Source organism: Bradyrhizobium sp. 22 (assembly GCF_000482425.1).
Classification (GTDB): Bacteria; Pseudomonadota; Alphaproteobacteria; order Rhizobiales; family Xanthobacteraceae; genus Bradyrhizobium; species Bradyrhizobium japonicum_B.
Window position 1 is genome coordinate 1311170 of the sequence record NZ_KI519400.1, and the last position, 17105, is coordinate 1328274.

14 protein-coding genes and 1 pseudogene are annotated in these 17105 nt (G+C 63.8%); 8 read left to right on the top strand and 7 right to left on the bottom strand.

The window, feature by feature from the left end:
• Positions 1 to 161 precede the first annotated feature (161 nt).
• From K410_RS0131525 to K410_RS0131555, 7 genes are all read left to right on the top strand, one after another.
• Positions 162 to 1040: a branched-chain amino acid ABC transporter permease gene (locus K410_RS0131525; protein WP_028138572.1), complete on the top strand. Its 879-nt coding sequence runs from the start codon at positions 162 to 164 to the stop codon at positions 1038 to 1040.
• 2 nt (positions 1041 to 1042) lie between these two features.
• Positions 1043 to 2062, top strand: a complete 1020-nt coding sequence (locus K410_RS0131530) for a branched-chain amino acid ABC transporter permease (RefSeq protein WP_028138573.1) — start codon at positions 1043 to 1045, stop codon at positions 2060 to 2062.
• Between the two features lie 38 nt (positions 2063 to 2100).
• Complete coding sequence (locus K410_RS0131535; RefSeq protein WP_028138574.1) at positions 2101 to 3336, top strand: ABC transporter substrate-binding protein; 1236 nt, start codon at positions 2101 to 2103, stop codon at positions 3334 to 3336.
• A gap of 118 nt (positions 3337 to 3454) precedes the next feature.
• The gene (locus tag K410_RS0131540; protein ID WP_028138575.1) at positions 3455 to 4681 is read left to right on the top strand and encodes an ABC transporter substrate-binding protein; all 1227 of its coding nucleotides are present in this window, start codon (positions 3455 to 3457) and stop codon (positions 4679 to 4681) included.
• Positions 4682 to 4939: 258 nt separating this feature from the next.
• Positions 4940 to 6169 carry an ABC transporter substrate-binding protein gene (locus K410_RS0131545; protein ID WP_028138576.1) on the top strand — a complete coding sequence of 410 codons (1230 nt, stop codon included), beginning with the start codon at positions 4940 to 4942 and terminating at the stop codon, positions 6167 to 6169.
• 178 nt (positions 6170 to 6347) lie between these two features.
• The gene (locus K410_RS0131550) at positions 6348 to 7577 is read left to right on the top strand and encodes an ABC transporter substrate-binding protein (RefSeq protein ID WP_028138577.1); all 1230 of its coding nucleotides are present in this window, start codon (positions 6348 to 6350) and stop codon (positions 7575 to 7577) included.
• 193 nt (positions 7578 to 7770) lie between these two features.
• A complete protein-coding gene (locus K410_RS0131555; protein WP_028138578.1) occupies positions 7771 to 9054 on the top strand; it encodes a glycerate kinase type-2 family protein in 1284 nt (427 codons plus the stop codon).
• A 120-nt stretch (positions 9055 to 9174) separates the two neighbouring features.
• On the opposite strand, the gene K410_RS0131560 is transcribed toward K410_RS0131555, so the two are convergent.
• Genes K410_RS0131560 through K410_RS0131590 form a run of 7 tightly spaced genes read right to left on the bottom strand, consistent with a single transcriptional unit; the run spans position 9175 to position 16560 of the window.
• On the bottom strand, positions 9175 to 9699 hold the full coding sequence (locus K410_RS0131560) for an NADH-quinone oxidoreductase subunit B family protein (protein WP_028138579.1): 525 nt from the start codon (positions 9697 to 9699) through the stop codon (positions 9175 to 9177).
• Between the two features lie 3 nt (positions 9700 to 9702).
• On the bottom strand, positions 9703 to 11217 hold the full coding sequence (locus tag K410_RS0131565) for a hydrogenase large subunit (protein WP_049820402.1): 1515 nt from the start codon (positions 11215 to 11217) through the stop codon (positions 9703 to 9705).
• 3 nt (positions 11218 to 11220) lie between these two features.
• Positions 11221 to 12660 (bottom strand): hydrogenase 4 subunit F, encoded by a 1440-nt coding sequence (locus K410_RS0131570; protein ID WP_028138581.1) that lies wholly within the window; start codon positions 12658 to 12660, stop codon positions 11221 to 11223.
• Positions 12657 to 13319, bottom strand: a complete 663-nt coding sequence (locus K410_RS0131575) for a hydrogenase-4 component E (protein ID WP_028138582.1) — start codon at positions 13317 to 13319, stop codon at positions 12657 to 12659. The genes K410_RS0131570 and K410_RS0131575 overlap by 4 nt, the downstream gene beginning before the upstream one ends.
• Before the next feature lies 1 nt (position 13320).
• The gene (locus tag K410_RS0131580) at positions 13321 to 14277 is read right to left on the bottom strand and encodes a respiratory chain complex I subunit 1 family protein (RefSeq protein ID WP_028138583.1); all 957 of its coding nucleotides are present in this window, start codon (positions 14275 to 14277) and stop codon (positions 13321 to 13323) included.
• Positions 14274 to 16274 carry a hydrogenase 4 subunit B gene (gene hyfB / locus K410_RS0131585; RefSeq protein ID WP_028138584.1) on the bottom strand — a complete coding sequence of 667 codons (2001 nt, stop codon included), beginning with the start codon at positions 16272 to 16274 and terminating at the stop codon, positions 14274 to 14276. The genes K410_RS0131580 and hyfB overlap by 4 nt, the downstream gene beginning before the upstream one ends.
• 13 nt (positions 16275 to 16287) lie before the next feature.
• Positions 16288 to 16560, bottom strand: a complete 273-nt coding sequence (locus K410_RS0131590) for a helix-turn-helix domain-containing protein (RefSeq protein ID WP_028138585.1) — start codon at positions 16558 to 16560, stop codon at positions 16288 to 16290.
• Between the two features lie 135 nt (positions 16561 to 16695).
• Between K410_RS0131590 and K410_RS0131595 the strand changes: the two are divergent.
• A pseudogene (locus K410_RS0131595) lies at positions 16696 to 16914 on the top strand (MOFRL family protein); the annotation flags it as partial.
• Positions 16915 to 17105 lie beyond the last annotated feature (191 nt).

Sequence of the window (17105 nt, forward strand, 5' to 3'; positions counted from 1 at the left end):
GTCGGCGCAAAGCGCCGGGTGAGGGGTCAAGATTTCACGTTGGAGCTGCGGCCCCTCACCCGATTTGCTGCGAAAATCGACCTCTCCCCGCTGGGGAGAGGTGGACCTCCGACGCCGTTGCAGTTCAAATCCAATCGAGCAAGTTTTAGGGAGCCGGGACAATGGAGCTGTTCACCAACCAGGTCCTGGCCGGCATCGCCACGGGCGCGATCTATGCCTGCATGGCGCTCGCCGTGGTCATGATCTACCAGGCCATCGACCATCTCAACTTCGCGCAAGGCGAGATGGCGATGTTCTCGACCTTCATCTCCTGGCAGCTGATGCAATGGGGCGTGTCCTACTGGGCCGCCTTCCTGATCACGCTGGCATTCTCCTTCGTCGCCGGCATCGCGATCGAGCGAATCCTGTTCAAGCCGCTCGCCAAAGCGCCGGTGCTGACCAACGTCGCCGGCTTCATCGCGCTGTTCGCCATCATCAACTCCTCGGCCGGCCTGATCTGGGACTTCACCATCAAGCAATATCCGACCCCGTTCGGCTCCTCGCCGTTCCTGGGCAGCCAGCTGATCTCGACGCACCAGGCCGGCATGATCGGCGTCACGATAGCGCTGCTGCTCGCGCTCTATTTCTTCTTCCAGTACACGCGGATCGGTCTTGCGATGCGCGCCGCGGCATCGGTGCCCGAATCGGCCCGCCTCGTCGGCATCAACACGAGCTGGATGATCGCGCTCGGCTGGGGCATGGCGACGGCGATCGGCTCGATCGCCGGCATGCTGATCGCACCGGTCGTGTTCCTGGAGCCCAACATGATGGGCGGCGTCTTGATCTACGGCTTCGCCGCCGCGGTGCTCGGCGGACTGTCGAGCCCGTTCGGCGCCGTGGTTGGCGGCTTCCTGGTCGGAGTGTTCGAGAACCTCGCCGGCACCTACATCCCCGGCGTCGGCAATGAGCTGAAACTCCCGATCGCGCTCGCGCTGATCATCTCAGTCCTGGTCGTCAAACCCGCCGGCCTGTTCGGCCGGCACATCGTCAAGCGAGTTTGATCATGAGCGCAGCAGAAGAAGTCGTCGCCGAAGGCCATGAGGCGGTCGAGGCGGTTCCGAAGCGGGCCATGACGCTTGGCACCGGTACCTCGCTGGTGGTGCTGTTGGCGCTGTTGCTCGTGCCGATGTTCGTCAAGAACTTCGTCATCTTCCAGATGACGATGCTCCTGATCTACGGGCTCGCGGTGCTGGCGCTGAACATCCTGACCGGCGGCTCCGGCCAGTTCTCGCTCGGGCAGAGCGCATTCTATGCCGTCGGCGCCTATACGTCGGCGGTGCTGATGGAGTACTTCAACGTCAACTACGCGCTGACAATTCCGGTTTCCGCGGCGATCTGCTTCGGATTCGGTTACCTGTTCGGCAAGCCGGCGCTGCGGCTGTCGGGCATCTACCTGGCACTCGCGACTTTTGCGCTCGCGACCGCGATGCCGCAACTGCTCAAGCTGAACTTCCTCGAGCACTGGACCGGCGGCGTGCAGGGCCTCGTCGTCACCAAGCCGGACGCGCCGTTCGGGCTGCCGATGTCGCAGGACATGTGGCTGTACTACTTCACGCTCGCTGTGACGATCGCGATCTACATCTTCTCGGTCAACCTGCTGCGCTCCCGCTCCGGGCGCGCCTTCATGGCGATCCGCGACAACGAGATCGCGGCCTCCTCGATGGGCGTCAACGTCGCTTTATACAAGACACTGGCCTTCGGCGTGTCCGCCGGCATCACCGGCGTCGCCGGCTCGCTCGGCGCCATCGCGGTGCAGTTCGTCGCGCCCGACAGCTACACCATCACGCTGGCGATCTCGTTGTTCCTCGGCATGGTGGTCGGCGGCGTCGGCTGGCTGCCCGGCTCGTTCGTCGGTGCGGCCTTCATCATCTTCGTGCCGAACATGGCGGAAAGCATCTCCAAGGGCCTTTCCGGCGCGGTGTTCGGCGTGCTGCTGTTCCTGGTCATCTACCTCGTGCCCCATGGCTCAAGGCAGATCGCGATCCTGGGCCAGCAACTCGCCGGCAAGCTCAGAAGAAACTGAAACACTCGAAGACTGTTGTTTAAACGAAGGAGACCGAATTGCGATTTGGAAGAACACTGCGAGCCGCCGCGCTGGTCACGGCAACGGCGGCCATTGCCCTCACCTCCGGCGCTGCACTCGCCCAAAAGAAATACGACACCGGCGCGTCCGATACCGAGATCAAGATCGGCAACATCATGCCGTACAGCGGTCCGGCATCGGCCTACGGCATCATCGGCAAGACCGAGGAAGCCTATTTCCGGATGATCAACGACAAGGGCGGCATCAACGGCCGCAAGGTCAACTTCGTCACTTATGACGACGGCTATTCGCCGCCGAAAGCCGTCGAGCAGGTGCGCAAGCTGGTCGAGAGCGACGAGGTTCTGGTCGTCTTCAATCCGCTCGGCACGCCCTCGAACAGCGCGATCCAGAAGTACCTCAACTCCAAGAAGATCCCGCAGCTGTTCGTCGCTACCGGCGCTACCAAGTGGAACGATCCGAAGAACTTCCCCTGGACCATGGGCTGGCAGCCCTCCTACCAGAGCGAAGCGCAGATCTACGCCAAATGGCTGATGAAGGAGAAGCCCGACGCCAAGATCGCGATCCTCTATCAGAACGACGATTTCGGCAAAGACTACCTCAAGGGCACCAAGGACGGCCTCGGCGCCAAAGCTTCGTCCATGATCATCATGGAAGAGAGCTATGAGGTCTCGGAGCCTTCGATCGACGGCCACATCGTCAAGATCAAGGCGGCCAATCCCGACGTGCTCCTGATCTATACAACGCCCAAGTTCGCGGCGCAGACCATCAAGAAGACAGCCGAGCTCAGCTGGAAGCCGCTGCAGATCCTCACCAACGTGTCGATCTCGGTCGGCAGCGTGATGAAGCCGGCCGGCTTCGAGAACGCGCAAGGCGTGCTGTCGGCGGCCTACGCCAAGGATTCGACCGATCCGCAGTGGGCCAACGACCCCGGCATGAAGAAGTGGAATGAATTCGTCGACAAGTACATGCCCGGCGCCGACAAGTCCGACACCAGCATGGTCTACGGCTACGGCGCTGCTTCGACCCTCGCCAAGGTGCTCGAGATGTGCGGTGACGATCTCACCCGCGCCAACATCATGAAGCAGGCGGCTTCGTTGAAGGATTTTGCGCCGGACACGCTGCTGCCCGGCGTCAAGATCAACACCAGCCCGACCGACTTTGCCCCGATCGCCCAGCTCCAAATGATGCGCTTCAAGGGCGAGAAATGGGAACTGTTCGGCGAGATCATCAGCGGCGACGTCAAGACCGAGTGACGCTGAGCCAAGAGTTCGAACCCGAGAAGCCCCCGCGAGCGATCGCGGGGGCTTTTTGTTGACGGCCGGCTTCAATCTTGTTCAATGCAGCGCCGACGCAACTCGGGGCAGGAGAACAATGACCGCCGTTCGTTTTCAGGTTGCGGCCCTCTGGACCGCCCTCGCTTTGTGCACTGCAATGGACAACCCTGCACTGGCGCAGAAGAAGTACGACAGCGGCGCCTCCGATACCGAGATCAGAATAGGGAACATCATGCCCTATAGCGGCCCGGCTTCGGCCTATGCCGCGATCGGCAAGGTCGAGGAAGCCTATTTCAACAAGATCAACGCCGAGGGCGGCATCAACGGCCGCAAGATCAGGTTCATCTCCTACGACGACGCCTATTCGCCGCCAAAGACGGTGGAACAGGCGCGCAAGCTGGTCGAGAGCGACGGGGTGCTCTTGATCTTCGGCTCGCTCGGCACCTCCACCAACAACGCCATCCGCAAATACATGAACGAGAAGAAGGTGCCGCAATTGTTCGTCGCGAGCGGCGCCTCGAAGTGGAACGACCCGAAGCAATATCCCTGGACCATGGGCTGGCAGCCGAGCTACGCCAGCGAGGCGCGCATCTACGCCAAGTACATCATGAAGGAGAAGCCGGACGGAAAGATCGGCGTGCTCTACCAGAACGACGATTTCGGCAAGGACTATCTGAAGGGGTTGAAGGACGGCCTCGGCGCCAAGGCCTCGATGATCGTGCTGCAGGAGTCCTACGACACTTCCGAGCCCGCGATCGACGAGCGTGTCGTGAAGCTGAAGGCCTCGGGCGCCGACGTCTTCATCAGCATCACCACCCCGAAGTTTGCCGCGCAAGCGATCAAGAAGGCGGCGGAGATCAACTGGCATCCGGTCCACATCATCTCCAACGTTTCGGCCTCCGTCGGCGGTGTGATCGAACCGGCCGGCATAGAGATATCCCAGGGCATCCTGTCGGCGACCTACACCAAGGACAGCTCCGATCCGCAGTGGAGTGCCGACGACGGCATGAAGAGGTTCTATGACTTCCTCGCGAAGTACGATCCCAAGGCCAACAGGCTCGAAGCCGGCGTCGTGTACGGCTATGCCGCCGCGCAGACGATGGTGAAGGTGCTGCAGATGTGCGGCGACGATCTCACCCGCGAGAACGTCATGAAGCAGGCGGCTTCCCTGAAGGATTTCGAACCCGACACGCTGCTGCCCGGCATCAAGATCAACACCGCGCCGGACAATTTCGCCCCGATCGAGCAGCTGCAAATGATGCGCTTCAAGGGCCGAAAATGGGAGCTGTTCGGCGACGTCATCTCCAGCGAGATGGGGCATTGAAGCCGCACCCGGGCGCAATTGAAAATAGCCTTGATGTCGCAAGACAACCTCTGCGCAGCTGAGTGACGGCCCGCTTCATCTCGCGCGCCGGAATATTCCGCATCCCCTCGAAAAAGAAGCACCTCGCCGTGACGGCGCCGACGGGCGTTCTCCTTGCTGGGCGCCCGAGAAGGGTATTCAATGCGTATCGGAGCGGCGCGCAATGATCGCTCCCAACAAGAACAATCGACACATTCAAACCGAGCTAGGGAGAGCAAGATGCCTGCAATGCATGTGCGATTGGGGGCCTTTTCGGCCGCCCTCGTACTGGCTGCCACCCTGTCCACGACAGCGTTCGCGCAGAAGAAATACGACACCGGCGCATCCGACACCGAAATCAAGATCGGCAACATCATGCCCTACAGCGGACCGGCCTCCGCCTACGGGGTGATCGGCAAGACCGAGGAGGCGTATTTCCGCAAGATCAACGCGGAAGGCGGCATCAACGGCCGCAAGATCAACTTCGTCTCCTATGACGACGCCTATTCGCCGCCGAAGACGGTGGAGCAGGCTCGCAAGCTGGTCGAGAGCGACGAGGTGCTGCTGATCTTCAATCCGCTCGGCACGCCGCCGAACTCGGCGATTCAGAAATACCTGAACCAGAAGAAGGTGCCTCAGCTGTTCGTCGCCACCGGCGCCACCAAGTGGAACGACCCGCAGAACTTTCCGTGGACGATGGGCTGGCAGCCGAACTACCAGAGCGAGACGACCATCTACGCGAAGTATATCTTGAAGAACAAACCCGACGCCAAGATTGCGGTGCTCTATCAGAACGACGATTACGGCAAGGACTATCTGAAGGGCTTCAAGGACGGGCTCGGAGCCAAGGCAGCTTCGATGATCGTGATCGAGGACAGCTATGAGGTCTCCGAACCGACCATCGACTCGCACATCGTGAGATTGAAGGCCACGGGCGCCGACGTCTTCATCAACATCACCACGCCGAAATTCGCGGCGCAGGCGATCAAGAAGAACGCCGAGCTCGGCTGGAAGCCGCTGCATTTCCTCAACAACGTCTCGGCCTCGATCGGCAGCGTGATCAAGCCCGCCGGCTTCGAGAACGCGCAGGACATCATCTCTTCGCAATATTTCAAGGACCCGACCGACGCCCAATGGAAGACCGACGCGGCAATGACCGCCTGGAACCAATTCCTGGACAAGTACTATCCGGAAGCGAACCGCGCCGACGCCTCGGTGATGTACGCCTACATCGTGAGCCAGGGTCTCGTTCACGTGCTCAAGGCCTGCGGCGACAATCTGACCCGCGAGAACGTCATGAAGCAGGCCGCCAGCATCAAGGACTACGAGCCGGCCGGCCTGCTGCCCGGCATCAAGGTCAACACCTCGGCCACGGACTTCGCGCCGCTCTCGCAGGTGCAACTGATCCGCTTCAAGGGCGAGCATTGGGAGCGATTTGGCGAGATCCTGAGCGGGGACGTCGGCGGCTGATCTTAACCAGCCGCTAAAGATGTCGTCTCAATCGACGAAAGACTCAGTCCCTGCGGCTTTGCCGCAGGGGCTTTTCCTTGAAGCTTTCGAGCAAATCGTATTGAATTGCGGCCGCGTCACCAAGAACCATCAAGCCAAGAACAAGGACGCGCACATCAAGAAAAATAGGGAGATTGGAATGCCTGCTGTTACCGGCAAGATTGCCGCTGCGTCACTGGCGCTTGCGCTCTTTGCGGCTACGACATCCACCGCATCGGCCCAGAAGAAATACGATACCGGCGCGACCGACACCGAGATCAAGATCGGCAACATCATGCCCTACAGCGGACCGGCCTCCGCCTACGGCGTCATCGGGCGGACCGAAGCCGCCTACTTCAAGAAGGTCAACGATGAGGGCGGCATCAACGGCCGCAAGATCAATTTCGTCTCCTACGACGACGCCTATTCGCCGCCCAAGACGGTGGAGCAGGCGCGCAAGCTGGTCGAGAGCGATGAAGTGCTGCTCATCTTCAACTCTCTCGGCACGCCGCCGAACTCGGCGATCCAGAAATACATGAACTCGAAGAAGGTGCCGCAACTGTTCGTCGCCACCGGCGCCACCAAGTGGAACGATGCGCAGAATTTCCCCTGGACGATGGGCTGGCAACCCAACTACCAGAGCGAGACGCAGATCTACGCGAAATACATCATGAAGACGATGCCGAACGCCAAGATCGGTGTGCTCTTCCAGAACGACGATTACGGCAAGGACTACCTGAAGGGCTTGAAGGACGGCCTCGGCGCCAAGGCCGCCAGCATGATCGTGCTCGAGGAAAGCTACGAGACGTCGGAGCCGACGATCGACAATCACATCGTCAAGCTGAAGGCGTCCGGCGCCGACGTCTTCGTCAACATCACCACGCCAAAGTTCGCGGCGCAGGCGATCAAGAAGATCTCCGAGATCGGCTGGAAGCCGACCCACTTCCTCAACAACGTCTCGGCCTCGGTCGGCAGCGTGATCAAGCCCGCCGGCTTCGAGAATTCGCAGGACATCATCTCGGCCGCCTATCTGAAGGACGTCTCCGATCCGCAGTGGAAGGACGACGCCGGCATGAAGGCCTTCCTGGAGTTCATGACCAAGTACTTCCCTGAAGGCGACAAGCTCGACGGCGGCACCGTCGTCGGCTACGGCGTGGCCCAGACCCTGGTGGAGGTGTTGAAGAAGTGCGGCGACGACCTCACGCGCGCGAACGTCATGAAGCAGGCGGCGAGCCTGAAGGACTTCCGCACCGAAGTGCTGCTGCCCGGCATCAAGATCAACACCGGCCCGAGCGACTTCGCACCGATCAGCTCGCTTCAGCTCATGAAGTTCAAGGGCGAGAAGTGGGACCTGTTCGGCGACGTGATCAGCGCCGACGCCGGCGGCTAGCCCCGCGCCGCTTGCAAATGCCACGCCCCCTGCGCCGACCGCGCAGGGGGTTTTTGCTTGCGCACCGATCATGATGACGCGATTGCACAATCGAATAATGGCAGCGGCCGCTTACGCTTTTGCGCCCGATGCGATAGGCATGTGAGCGGCGCGTGACCCGCCAGCTTGTTCCGTCTGCTCAAGGCCTTTCGTGATGACCGATCGACGCTCCCTGCTCCGCGCACTCTATGATGCCGCCGTCGCCGCGGCCCATCCCAATGTGGTGCTGGCGCCGCACTTGCCGCCTGCGCCCAAAGGACGCGTGATCTGCCTCGCCGCCGGCAAGGGCGCCGGCGCCATGGCCGCAGCGGCCGAGCGGCATTATCTCGACACGCTCCGGCTCGCGCCGGAACGCCTCGTCGGCATCGCCACCACGCGCCATGGCTACAGCGTGCCGACGCGCCGGATCCGCGTGGTCGAAGCCGGTCATCCCGTGCCGGACGAGGCCGGCCTGAAGGGCGCCGCCGACACGCTGGCGCTCGCAGGTGAGGTCGGGCCGGACGATCTGCTCCTGGTGCTGCTCACCGGCGGCGGCTCGGCCAACTGGATCGCGCCGAGCGAGGGCATCAGCTTCGCGCAGAAGCAGGCGGTCAACAAGGCGCTGCTGCGCTCGGGGGCGCCGATCGGCGAGATGAACGTCGTGCGCAAGCATCTCTCGCGGATCAAGGGCGGACGTCTCGCCCGCGCCGGCAAGAATGCCGCCGAGATCGTGACGCTCGCGATCTCGGACGTGCCGCATGACGACCCCTCCGCAATCGCCTCCGGCCCGACCGTGCCCGATCCGACCACGCTGGCGGACGCACGCGCCATCGTCGCGAAATACAGGCTCGACATCGAAGAGGCCGTCCGCCGCGCGCTCGAGGATCCCGCCAACGAAAGCTGCAAGCCCGACGATGCCGCCTTTGCGCGCGCGCGTTTCGAACTGATCGCGCGGCCCAAGCAGTCGCTCGATGCCGCGGTAAAGCTCGCGCGCGAATCCGGCTACGAGACCATCGACCTCGGCGCCGACCTCGAGGGCGAGGCGCGCGAGGTTGCCGCCGCGCATGCCAGGCTGGCGCTGGAGGCGCGCGCGCAAGGCAAGCGCCTTGCGATCCTCTCCGGCGGCGAGCTCACGGTGACCGTGCGCGGCCAGGGGCGCGGCGGGCCGAACCAGGAATACGCGCTGGCGCTGGCCAACCTGCTCAAGGACACGCCGGACGTTTCGGCGCTGGCAGGCGATACCGACGGCGCCGACGGCGGTGGCGGTCACCCTACCGACCCCGCCGGAGCGCTGATCGACGCGGCGACGTTCGCCAGGATGAAGGCGCAGGGGCTGCAACCGCAGCAATATCTCGACAACAACGACGCCACCGCGTTCTTCGAGGCCACCGGCGACCTACTTTTGCCGGGCCCGACACTGACGAACGTCAACGACATCAGGGTCATCCTGGTGGATTAGGGCTCGCCCCGTTCGACGCGATCGCGGCTTGGCCCAAGCGTGATCGCTTCCACGAGGCCGCGGCTGTTCGGTGCGGAAGCAGCGGGTGCAGGACATTCGCAACAAGGGAGCGTGAGCGGCCTAGCGTTTGCCGCCGACGTGCTCCAGCAGCGCGAGCAAGCCCTTCAACAAGTCCGTCGGTGACGGCGGGCAGCCCCCGATGTGCAGATCCACCGGGATCGTCTCGGATACGCCGCCGACGCAGGCGTAGCTGCCTCTGAAGATACCGCCATCGACCGCACAAGCGCCGACCGCGACGACCCATTTCGGGTCCGGCGTCGCGTTGTAGGTTCGCGCCAGCGCTTCCCGCATGTTCTTCGTCACGGGCCCCGTGACCAGCAGCACGTCGGCATGGCGCGGCGAGGCGACGAAGCGCAGGCCGAAACGTTCGACGTCGTAGAAGGCGTTGGAAAGCGCGTGGATCTCCAGTTCGCAGCCGTTGCAGGATCCGGCATCGACCTCGCGAATGGCGAGAGAACGACCCAGCCGGGCCTGGGCTGCGCGATCGACTTTCGCTGCAAGCTCGGCCAGCGCCGAACCATCCGGTGCCGGAGCGGGCTCCGTGAGCGAACGATGGGTGAGGCTTTCGAACAGGGTGTTGCGCATGGCTTAGAGGTCCACGCCCGAATAGGAGCAGTTGAACGACTTGTTGCAGAGCGGGAAGTCGGCGATGATGTTGCCTTCGATCGCGGTTTCCAGCAGCGGCCACTGGAACCACGAGGCGTCGCGCAGGTGACAGCGGTCGACGCGCAACTCGCCATCGAGCCGCACCCACACCAGCACGTCGCCGCGGAAGGCCTCGGTGAGCGCCATGCCTTCACAGGCACCCCCGCCGCTCCGGGCCGGCAGCGCGGTCTCGAGCCCGCCCGGCCCAAGCCGGTCGAGAATCTGCTCGATCAACGCGACACTCTGCTCGACCTCGCGAATTCGGATCCAGACCCGCGCATTCACGTCACCGGTCTCCAGCACCGGCACCTCGAACGACAGCGCGTCGTAAGGCCCGTAGGCCAGCGCCCGCCGCGCATCAAAATCGCGGCCCGAGGCGCGGCCGACATAGCCGCCGGCGCCAAACTGGCGCGCATATTCCGCCTTCACGATGCCTGTGGTGACGGTGCGGTCCTGCAGGGACGCCGTATTGTCATAGAGCTCGATCAAGCGCGGAAACACCTTGCGCAGCTCGGCGACCAGCGCGCGTAGCGCGGACACGCCGTCCGGCGCAATGTCACGCCTCACGCCCCCGGGCACGATGACGTCCATCATCAGGCGATGGCCAAACGCTGTGTCCGCAGCGCGCAGGCAGCGCTCACGCAAGACGCCGGTCTGGGCATGCATCAGCGCGAACGATGCGTCGTTACAGATGGCCCCGATGTCGCCCAGATGATTGGCGAGCCGCTCCAGCTCCGCCATTAGCGCTCGCAAAAGCGTCGCTCGCCTCGGCGCCTCGATCTGCAGTGCCGCCTCGACGGCACGTGCGAAAGCAAAGGCGTAGGCGACGGTGCTGTCGCCGGAGGCGCGGCCGGCGAGCTTCGCGGCGGCCTCGAGGCTCACACCCTGCATCAGCGCCTCGATGCCTTTGTGAGTGTAGCCGAGCCGCTGCTCCAGCCGCACCACATGCTCGCCGTTGGCGGTGAAGCGGAAATGGCCGGGCTCGATGATCCCGGCATGGACCGGGCCGACCGCCACCTGGTGCAACGCCTCACCCTCGGCCGGCAAGAACTGGTACGGCCGCACATCGCGCGATGCGTTGCCGCCGGAGAGCGGGTAGGATTGGCCCCAGGCACCGTGATCGAGCCATGGCCTCAAATCGTCGGCAGCGGTTGGAACAAGCCCGAACAGGTCGTGGATGGTCCGCTCCAGCCGAAGCGCCGGCGGATGGCGGTTGGCGACGCCAGGAAATGTGCCGGCCGTACACTCGTAGGTGACGACCGCGATCGCGGCCGAGCCTGCATCGAGCATCGCCATGTGCACCGCGGTCGGCTCGCCCCAGAAGCCGAGCAATGTGAGCTCCCCTTCGGCGAGCCGATCGATCGCCACCCGCCAGCCCTCCTCCGTCACGATGGCGCGCGGCCAGGGCCGGTGCGACGGCACCGCTTTGACATGGGGGATGCTGTCGAGGATGCCCATCACCTATCCCAGCAGCTTCGCGACGTTCTGGAAGCCGGTGACCAGCACCGGCGGCAGATAGATGCCGGCCATCAACACCAATCCGAGGTGCGTGAACATCGGCACGTAGGAGGCTTCAGCGGGTGCGGTCTTGCCCTTGGGCTCGCCGAACATCACCACGCCGACCCGCAGGAAAAGCCCGCCGAGCGCGATGATGATGCCGAGCACCAGGATCACCGTCAGCCAGGGCGCGCGGGCGAATGTCGAGCTCACCACCAGAAACTCGCTCATGAAGATGCCGAACGGCGGCAGCCCGACGATGGCGACGACGCCGAGCATCAGACCCCAGCCGAGCACGGGGTTGGTCGTCGTGAGGCCGCCGATATCGGCGATCTTCTGTGTGCCCTTGACCTGGGCGATATGGCCGACGGCGAAGAAGATCGCCGACTTGGTCAGCGAATGCATGGCCATGTGCAACAGGGCCGCGAAATTTGCGAGCGGGCCGCCCATGCCGAAGGCGAAGACGATGATGCCCATATGCTCGATCGAGGAATAGGCGAACATCCGCTTGATGTCGCGGCGCCGGTACAGCATCAGCGCGGCGAAGATCACCGAGGTCAGGCCCATGGTCACCATCAGCGGACCCGGCGTGATCGCCTCGGAGTTGACCGCGAGCATCATCTTGAATCGCAGCAGCGCATAGAGCGCGACATTGAGCAGCAGACCTGACAGCACCGCCGAGATCGGCGTCGGGCCCTCGGCATGCGCATCCGGCAGCCAGGCGTGCAACGGCGCCAGCCCGACCTTGGTGCCGTAGCCAAGCAGGAGGAAGACGAAGGCGACGTTGAGCAACGCCGGATCGAACTGTGCGGCGTGCTTCACCAGCACCGTCCATACCATGCCGTCGAGCCCCTCGCCCACCGCGGGGCGCGCCGCCATATAGACCAGGATGGTGCCGAACAGCGCGAGCGCGATGCCGACGCTGCCGAGGATGAAGTATTTCCATGCGGCTTCCAGCGCCTCATGGGTGCGGTAGATACCGACCATCAGCACGGTCGTCAGCGTCGCCACCTCGACCGCCACCCACATCAGGCCGATATTGTTGGCGACCAGCGCGAGGTTCATCGCGAACATCAGCATCTGGTACATCGCGTGATAGAAACGCAGGAAGGCGGGCGTCAGCCGCCCGATCTCGATCTCGTGGTTAATGTAGCTGGCGCTGAAGACCGAGGTCGTGAAGCCGATGAAGGTCGTCAGAACTATGAAGACCTTGTTGAGGTCGTCGAGCAGCAGATATTGTCCCGACGTCGGCTCGATCACGAACAGGGACACCGAAGTGAGGAAGGTCGCGAGCGCCGCGACGATGTTGAGCTTCGCCGCCAGCATGTACCCGGGCAGGATCGCGAGCAGAGCGGCCGAGACGGACGGGATCAGCAGGATCGCACCGAGCGCATCGATCGTCATCGCCGCTCTCCCCGGAAGCGATCGAGCGCCTGTACGTCCACGCTGTCGAAGCGCTCGCGGATGCGGAACAGGAATATCCCGATCACGATGAAGGCGATCAGCACCGAGAAGGCGACGCTGATCTCGACCACCAGCGGCATGCCCTTGGCTCCGGTTGCCGCCAGCACCAGCCCATTCTCCAGCGACATGAAACCGACGACCTGGCTCACGGCGTTGCGTCGCGTAACCATGATCAGGAGTCCCAGCAGCACCACCGACAGCGCGAAGGCGAGGTCCTCGCGCGCGAGCGCGTCGGCGCCCGGCGTCACCCGCAACATCACCACCATCGACAGCGCGACGAGGCCGATGCCGGCCATCATCGTCAGCCCGATGCCGATCACGTTCTCGATCTCGCGGTGGATACCGAGCCGCTTGATGATCCGGTGCAGCGCCACGGGGATGATGATGGCCTTGAAGACCAGCGCGATCAGCGCCGTGATATAGAGATGCGGCGCTTGCTGCACGTAGGCCTGCCAGCCCACCGACAGCGCCAGCACGCCGGCATGCAGCGCATAGACGTTGAGCAGCGCATAGAGCCGATCCTGGTAGAGCATCATGAAGCTTGCCAGCACGAGGGAGCCGGCGAGCAGATGGGCGATGTCGAATTGCAGGCTGCTCATCTCAGAGGCTCCCCGACACGAAGCGCAGCAGCGTGGCAAGCAATGCCAGCATCAGCGCCGCACCCAGGAACTCCGGAATCCGGAACACGCGCATCTTGGCGATCGCGGTCTCGAACACGGCAAGCAGGAAGCCGAGGGCCATCAGCTTGCCGAGATAGACCAGCGCGCCAAGAGCGAGCCTTGCAAGGCTCGCATCCGCGGTCGCCGTGCCCCATGGCAGGAACACGCAGGCGATCAGCGAGACATAGAGCAGAAGCTTGAGCTGCGAGGACAAGTCGATCAGCGCGAGATGCCGCCCTGAATATTCCAGCACCATGGCCTCGTGCACCATGGTGAGCTCGAGATGGGTGGCGGGGTTATCGACCGGGATGCGGGCATTCTCCGCCAGCGCCACGATGGTCAGCGCCACGAACGCCATTCCCAACGACACGCGCAGGCCGACCGCGTCCGAGCCCATGAACTCGGCCACCGTGGAAAGCTGCGTCGAGCCGGCGATCATTGCGACCGAGAACGCGGTGATCAGCATCGCGGGCTCGGCGAGGGAGGCGATCATCACCTCACGGCTGGAGCCGATGCCGCCGAAGGCGGTTCCGACGTCCATGCCGGCGAGCGCCTGGAAAAAACGGGCGCTGCCGAGCAGCGCCGTGATGGCGATGAGATCGGCGGTCCAGGAGAACAACAGACCATTGCCGAAGGTCGGCACCAGCGAGGCGGCGACCCAGGTGCCCGCGAAGATTAGATACGGAATGACGCGGAACAGCCAGGAGGCGTTGTCCGCGAGCACGACGTCCTTGCGCATCAGGCGGATGAGGTCGCGATAGGGTTGGAGCAGCGGCGGCCCGCGCCGGCGCAGCAGCCGTGCCTTCACCTTCCGCACGAAGCCCGTCAGCAGCGGCGCGAGTCCCAGCACCAGCGACATCTGCGCGCCCTGGGAGAGGATGTCGCGCAGCCCGCTCATAGGGCCACCACCAGCAGCAGCACGATCAGCGCCACGAACACCAGCGTCAAGTAGCGGCGGATGCTGAAGAACTGCAGGATATTGATGCGGTCCGTCGCATGGCCGATGGCCTTCGCGACCGGCGCGTACAGCCCATCCCAGATCAGATCGTGCAGTTCGACCGTGAGCCGCGCGGGAAGCGGCGAAGACGGCGGCGGCATCTCGCCGATCTCGCGGGCGCCAAAGATGACGCTGCCGAACACGCGGCGGATCGGTTGCGAGAAGCTGGAGGCCGAGTACTGGATCGCCGGGTCCGCGTCGGGATAGCCGCAATCCCAGGCCGGCGCGCGGCGTACGCGGTCGGAGGCGAGACGGTGAATGGCTGACGCCGCCGCCGTGCCGCACAGTGCCGCGAACAGGAACACCAGAAGGCCGTTATAGGAGCTGCGGCTTTCCGCGATCGGCACGATGGTGAGCCATTGCAATCCGACCTGATGCGGCATCATGTTGCCGACCATATCCTTGCTCACCGGTGCCAGTACGTCGATGAACAGCCCCGGCAGGATCCCGGCAATGAGGCAGAAGGCGGCAAGCGCGAACATCGCGGTCAGCGAGAAGCGGTCAGTCTCGTGCGCCGACGCGGCGACATCCGAGCGCGGCCGACCGAGGAAGCAGATGCCATAGAGCTTGACGAAGCAGGCCGCGGCAAAGGCGGCCGCGAGCGCCAGCAGACCGCCGACCGCCGGGATGACCAGCTTGAGGCCCCAGGAGGGAAGTTGCGGCGAAAGCAGGATCGCCTGGAACGTCAGCCATTCCGAAACGAAGCCGTTGAACGGCGGCAATGCCGAGATCGCGACGCAGCCGACCAGCATCGCGAACGCCGTCTTCGGCATGCGATGGATCAAGCCGCCGAGCTTCTCCATGTCGCGCTCGCCGGTCGATCCCAGCACCGCGCCGGCGCCGAAGAACAACAGGCTCTTGAACAGCGCATGATTGAAGACGTGCAGCATCGCCGCGGTGAAGGCGAGCGCCGCCACCCAGTCGAGCCCTTCCGCCTTGAAAGCCAGTGCCAGCCCGAGGCCGGTGAAGATGATGCCGATGTTCTCGATCGTGGAATAGGCGAGCACGCGCTTGATATCGCGCTGCATCAGCGCGTAGAGCACGCCCAGCGTCGCCGTCGGAGCGCCGACCAGCAACACCACCATGCTCCACCACCACACCGGTTCGGGCACGAGATCAAAGACGATGCGCACGAAGCCGTAGACGGCGACCTTGGTCATGACGCCGCTCATGAGCGCGGAGACGTGGCTGGGCGCGGCGGGATGGGCGAGCGGCAGCCAGGCGTGCAGCGGCACCAGGCCGGCCTTGGAGCCGGCCCCCAGCAGCACGAGGATGATTGCGGTGCCGGTCAGCGCCGCGGAAGGATGCGAGGCTCGAATCGCATCGAAATCGTAACCGGCCTCGCTCGCGAGCAGGCCGAAGGCGAGCAGCAGCGCCAGCGTGCCGAAACTTGCCATCAGAATATAGACAAAGCCGGCGCGGACATTCTCTGGGTCCCGGTGATGCGACACGACCATCGCCCAGGAGGTCAGCGACATGAATTCCCAAGCGACCAGGAAGCTGAAGGCATCGTTTGCCAGCACGACGACGTTCATCGCTGCGAGGTAGGCGGGATAGAACGGCAGCACGCGGCCGGGGGAGTCCTCGTGTCTGCCGTAACCGAGCGCGAACAGGCTCGCAGCGACGCCGCCGAGATTGACGACGACGAGGAAGAAGGCGGACAGCGCATCGAGCCGGAAATGCGCACCGAGCCAGGGCAGTCCGATCGGCAATATCGCGCTCGGCGCCGGCTGAGGGGAATTGAGCAGACCGGACAGCGCCGTGATGCAGAGCGTCGATGTTGCGATCAGGCAGCCGCCGTAAAGGATGATCGAGCCGCGCGGGTGCGTCGACAGCAGGATTCCAGCAGGCGCCAGCGCCAGCAGAGCCGCCACCGACCATAGCGCGACGGCGATCATGGCGGGGCCTCGATCATGGCTTGTCGTCCGCGCCCGGAGGTGGAGACCTCAACCGCACCCCGCGGCCCCCGGCGGTTGACACCGCTCCCTCGGCGATCAGCTCGATGCCGGCAACCGACAGCGCCTCAACCAGCTTCACCAGGGAATCGACATTGCCGCGGATCACCCCTTCGGAGGCCTCCATGCGCTGGATCGTCGGCAGCGACAGCGAACAGCGCTGCGCGAGTTCGCGCTGATCGATCCTGAGCAAGGCACGGGCGGCTCGAAGCTGCGCGGCGGTGATCACGGGCGAATGTCCGTGGCAGGTACAGTGATTGAGTTACCAAGCTTAGAGCGCGCAAAATGACGTTTCAAGCATCATCTTCTAGATGCAACGCATCATTCCGTTCGATGTCCTCGGAGCTTCCACCTACCGGGCGCGTGTGGCGCGCTGTTCGATGCTGCGACCTTGCCGAAGGTGAAGGCGCAAGGGCTGCAGCCGCAGGCCTATCTCGACAACAACGACGCGACGACGTTCTTCGAGGCCACGCGCGATCTGCTGCAACCCGGCCCGACGCTGGCAAACGTGAATGGTATCAGGGTGATTTTGGTGGATGAGGCGCGCTTACCCTCCCCTGGAAGGGAGGGCTATCGCATATGAGATGTGGGCTATGGGGACCGAGCCTCTCCACGTCGTCATGGCCGGGCTTGTCCCGGCCATCCACGTCTTTCTACGCAGCACTAAGAACGTGGATGCCCGGGACAAGCCCACGGCTGTCCGGTTTAATTTTCGTAGACAGGGCGCATGGCGTGGATTCTTCTGCGGTCTTGAGCATCGCCAAATGTTCGAGA

Excerpts from the sequence above, each read along its gene's own strand:
- K410_RS0131580 (WP_028138583.1), bottom strand. The coding sequence starts at position 14,277 with ATGAGCGGGCTGCGCGACATCCTCTCCCAGGGCGCGCAGATGTCGCTG.
- K410_RS0131525 (WP_028138572.1), top strand. The coding sequence starts at position 162 with ATGGAGCTGTTCACCAACCAGGTCCTGGCCGGCATCGCCACGGGCGCG.
- K410_RS0131555 (WP_028138578.1), top strand. The coding sequence starts at position 7,771 with ATGACCGATCGACGCTCCCTGCTCCGCGCACTCTATGATGCCGCCGTC.
- K410_RS0131545 (WP_028138576.1), top strand. The coding sequence starts at position 4,940 with ATGCCTGCAATGCATGTGCGATTGGGGGCCTTTTCGGCCGCCCTCGTA.
- K410_RS0131570 (WP_028138581.1), bottom strand. The coding sequence starts at position 12,660 with ATGACGATCGATGCGCTCGGTGCGATCCTGCTGATCCCGTCCGTCTCG.
- hyfB (WP_028138584.1), bottom strand. The coding sequence starts at position 16,274 with ATGATCGCCGTCGCGCTATGGTCGGTGGCGGCTCTGCTGGCGCTGGCG.
- K410_RS0131530 (WP_028138573.1), top strand. The coding sequence starts at position 1,043 with ATGAGCGCAGCAGAAGAAGTCGTCGCCGAAGGCCATGAGGCGGTCGAG.
- K410_RS0131575 (WP_028138582.1), bottom strand. The coding sequence starts at position 13,319 with ATGAGCAGCCTGCAATTCGACATCGCCCATCTGCTCGCCGGCTCCCTC.
- K410_RS0131550 (WP_028138577.1), top strand. The coding sequence starts at position 6,348 with ATGCCTGCTGTTACCGGCAAGATTGCCGCTGCGTCACTGGCGCTTGCG.
- K410_RS0131565 (WP_049820402.1), bottom strand. The coding sequence starts at position 11,217 with ATGGGCATCCTCGACAGCATCCCCCATGTCAAAGCGGTGCCGTCGCAC.
- K410_RS0131540 (WP_028138575.1), top strand. The coding sequence starts at position 3,455 with ATGACCGCCGTTCGTTTTCAGGTTGCGGCCCTCTGGACCGCCCTCGCT.
- K410_RS0131560 (WP_028138579.1), bottom strand. The coding sequence starts at position 9,699 with ATGCGCAACACCCTGTTCGAAAGCCTCACCCATCGTTCGCTCACGGAG.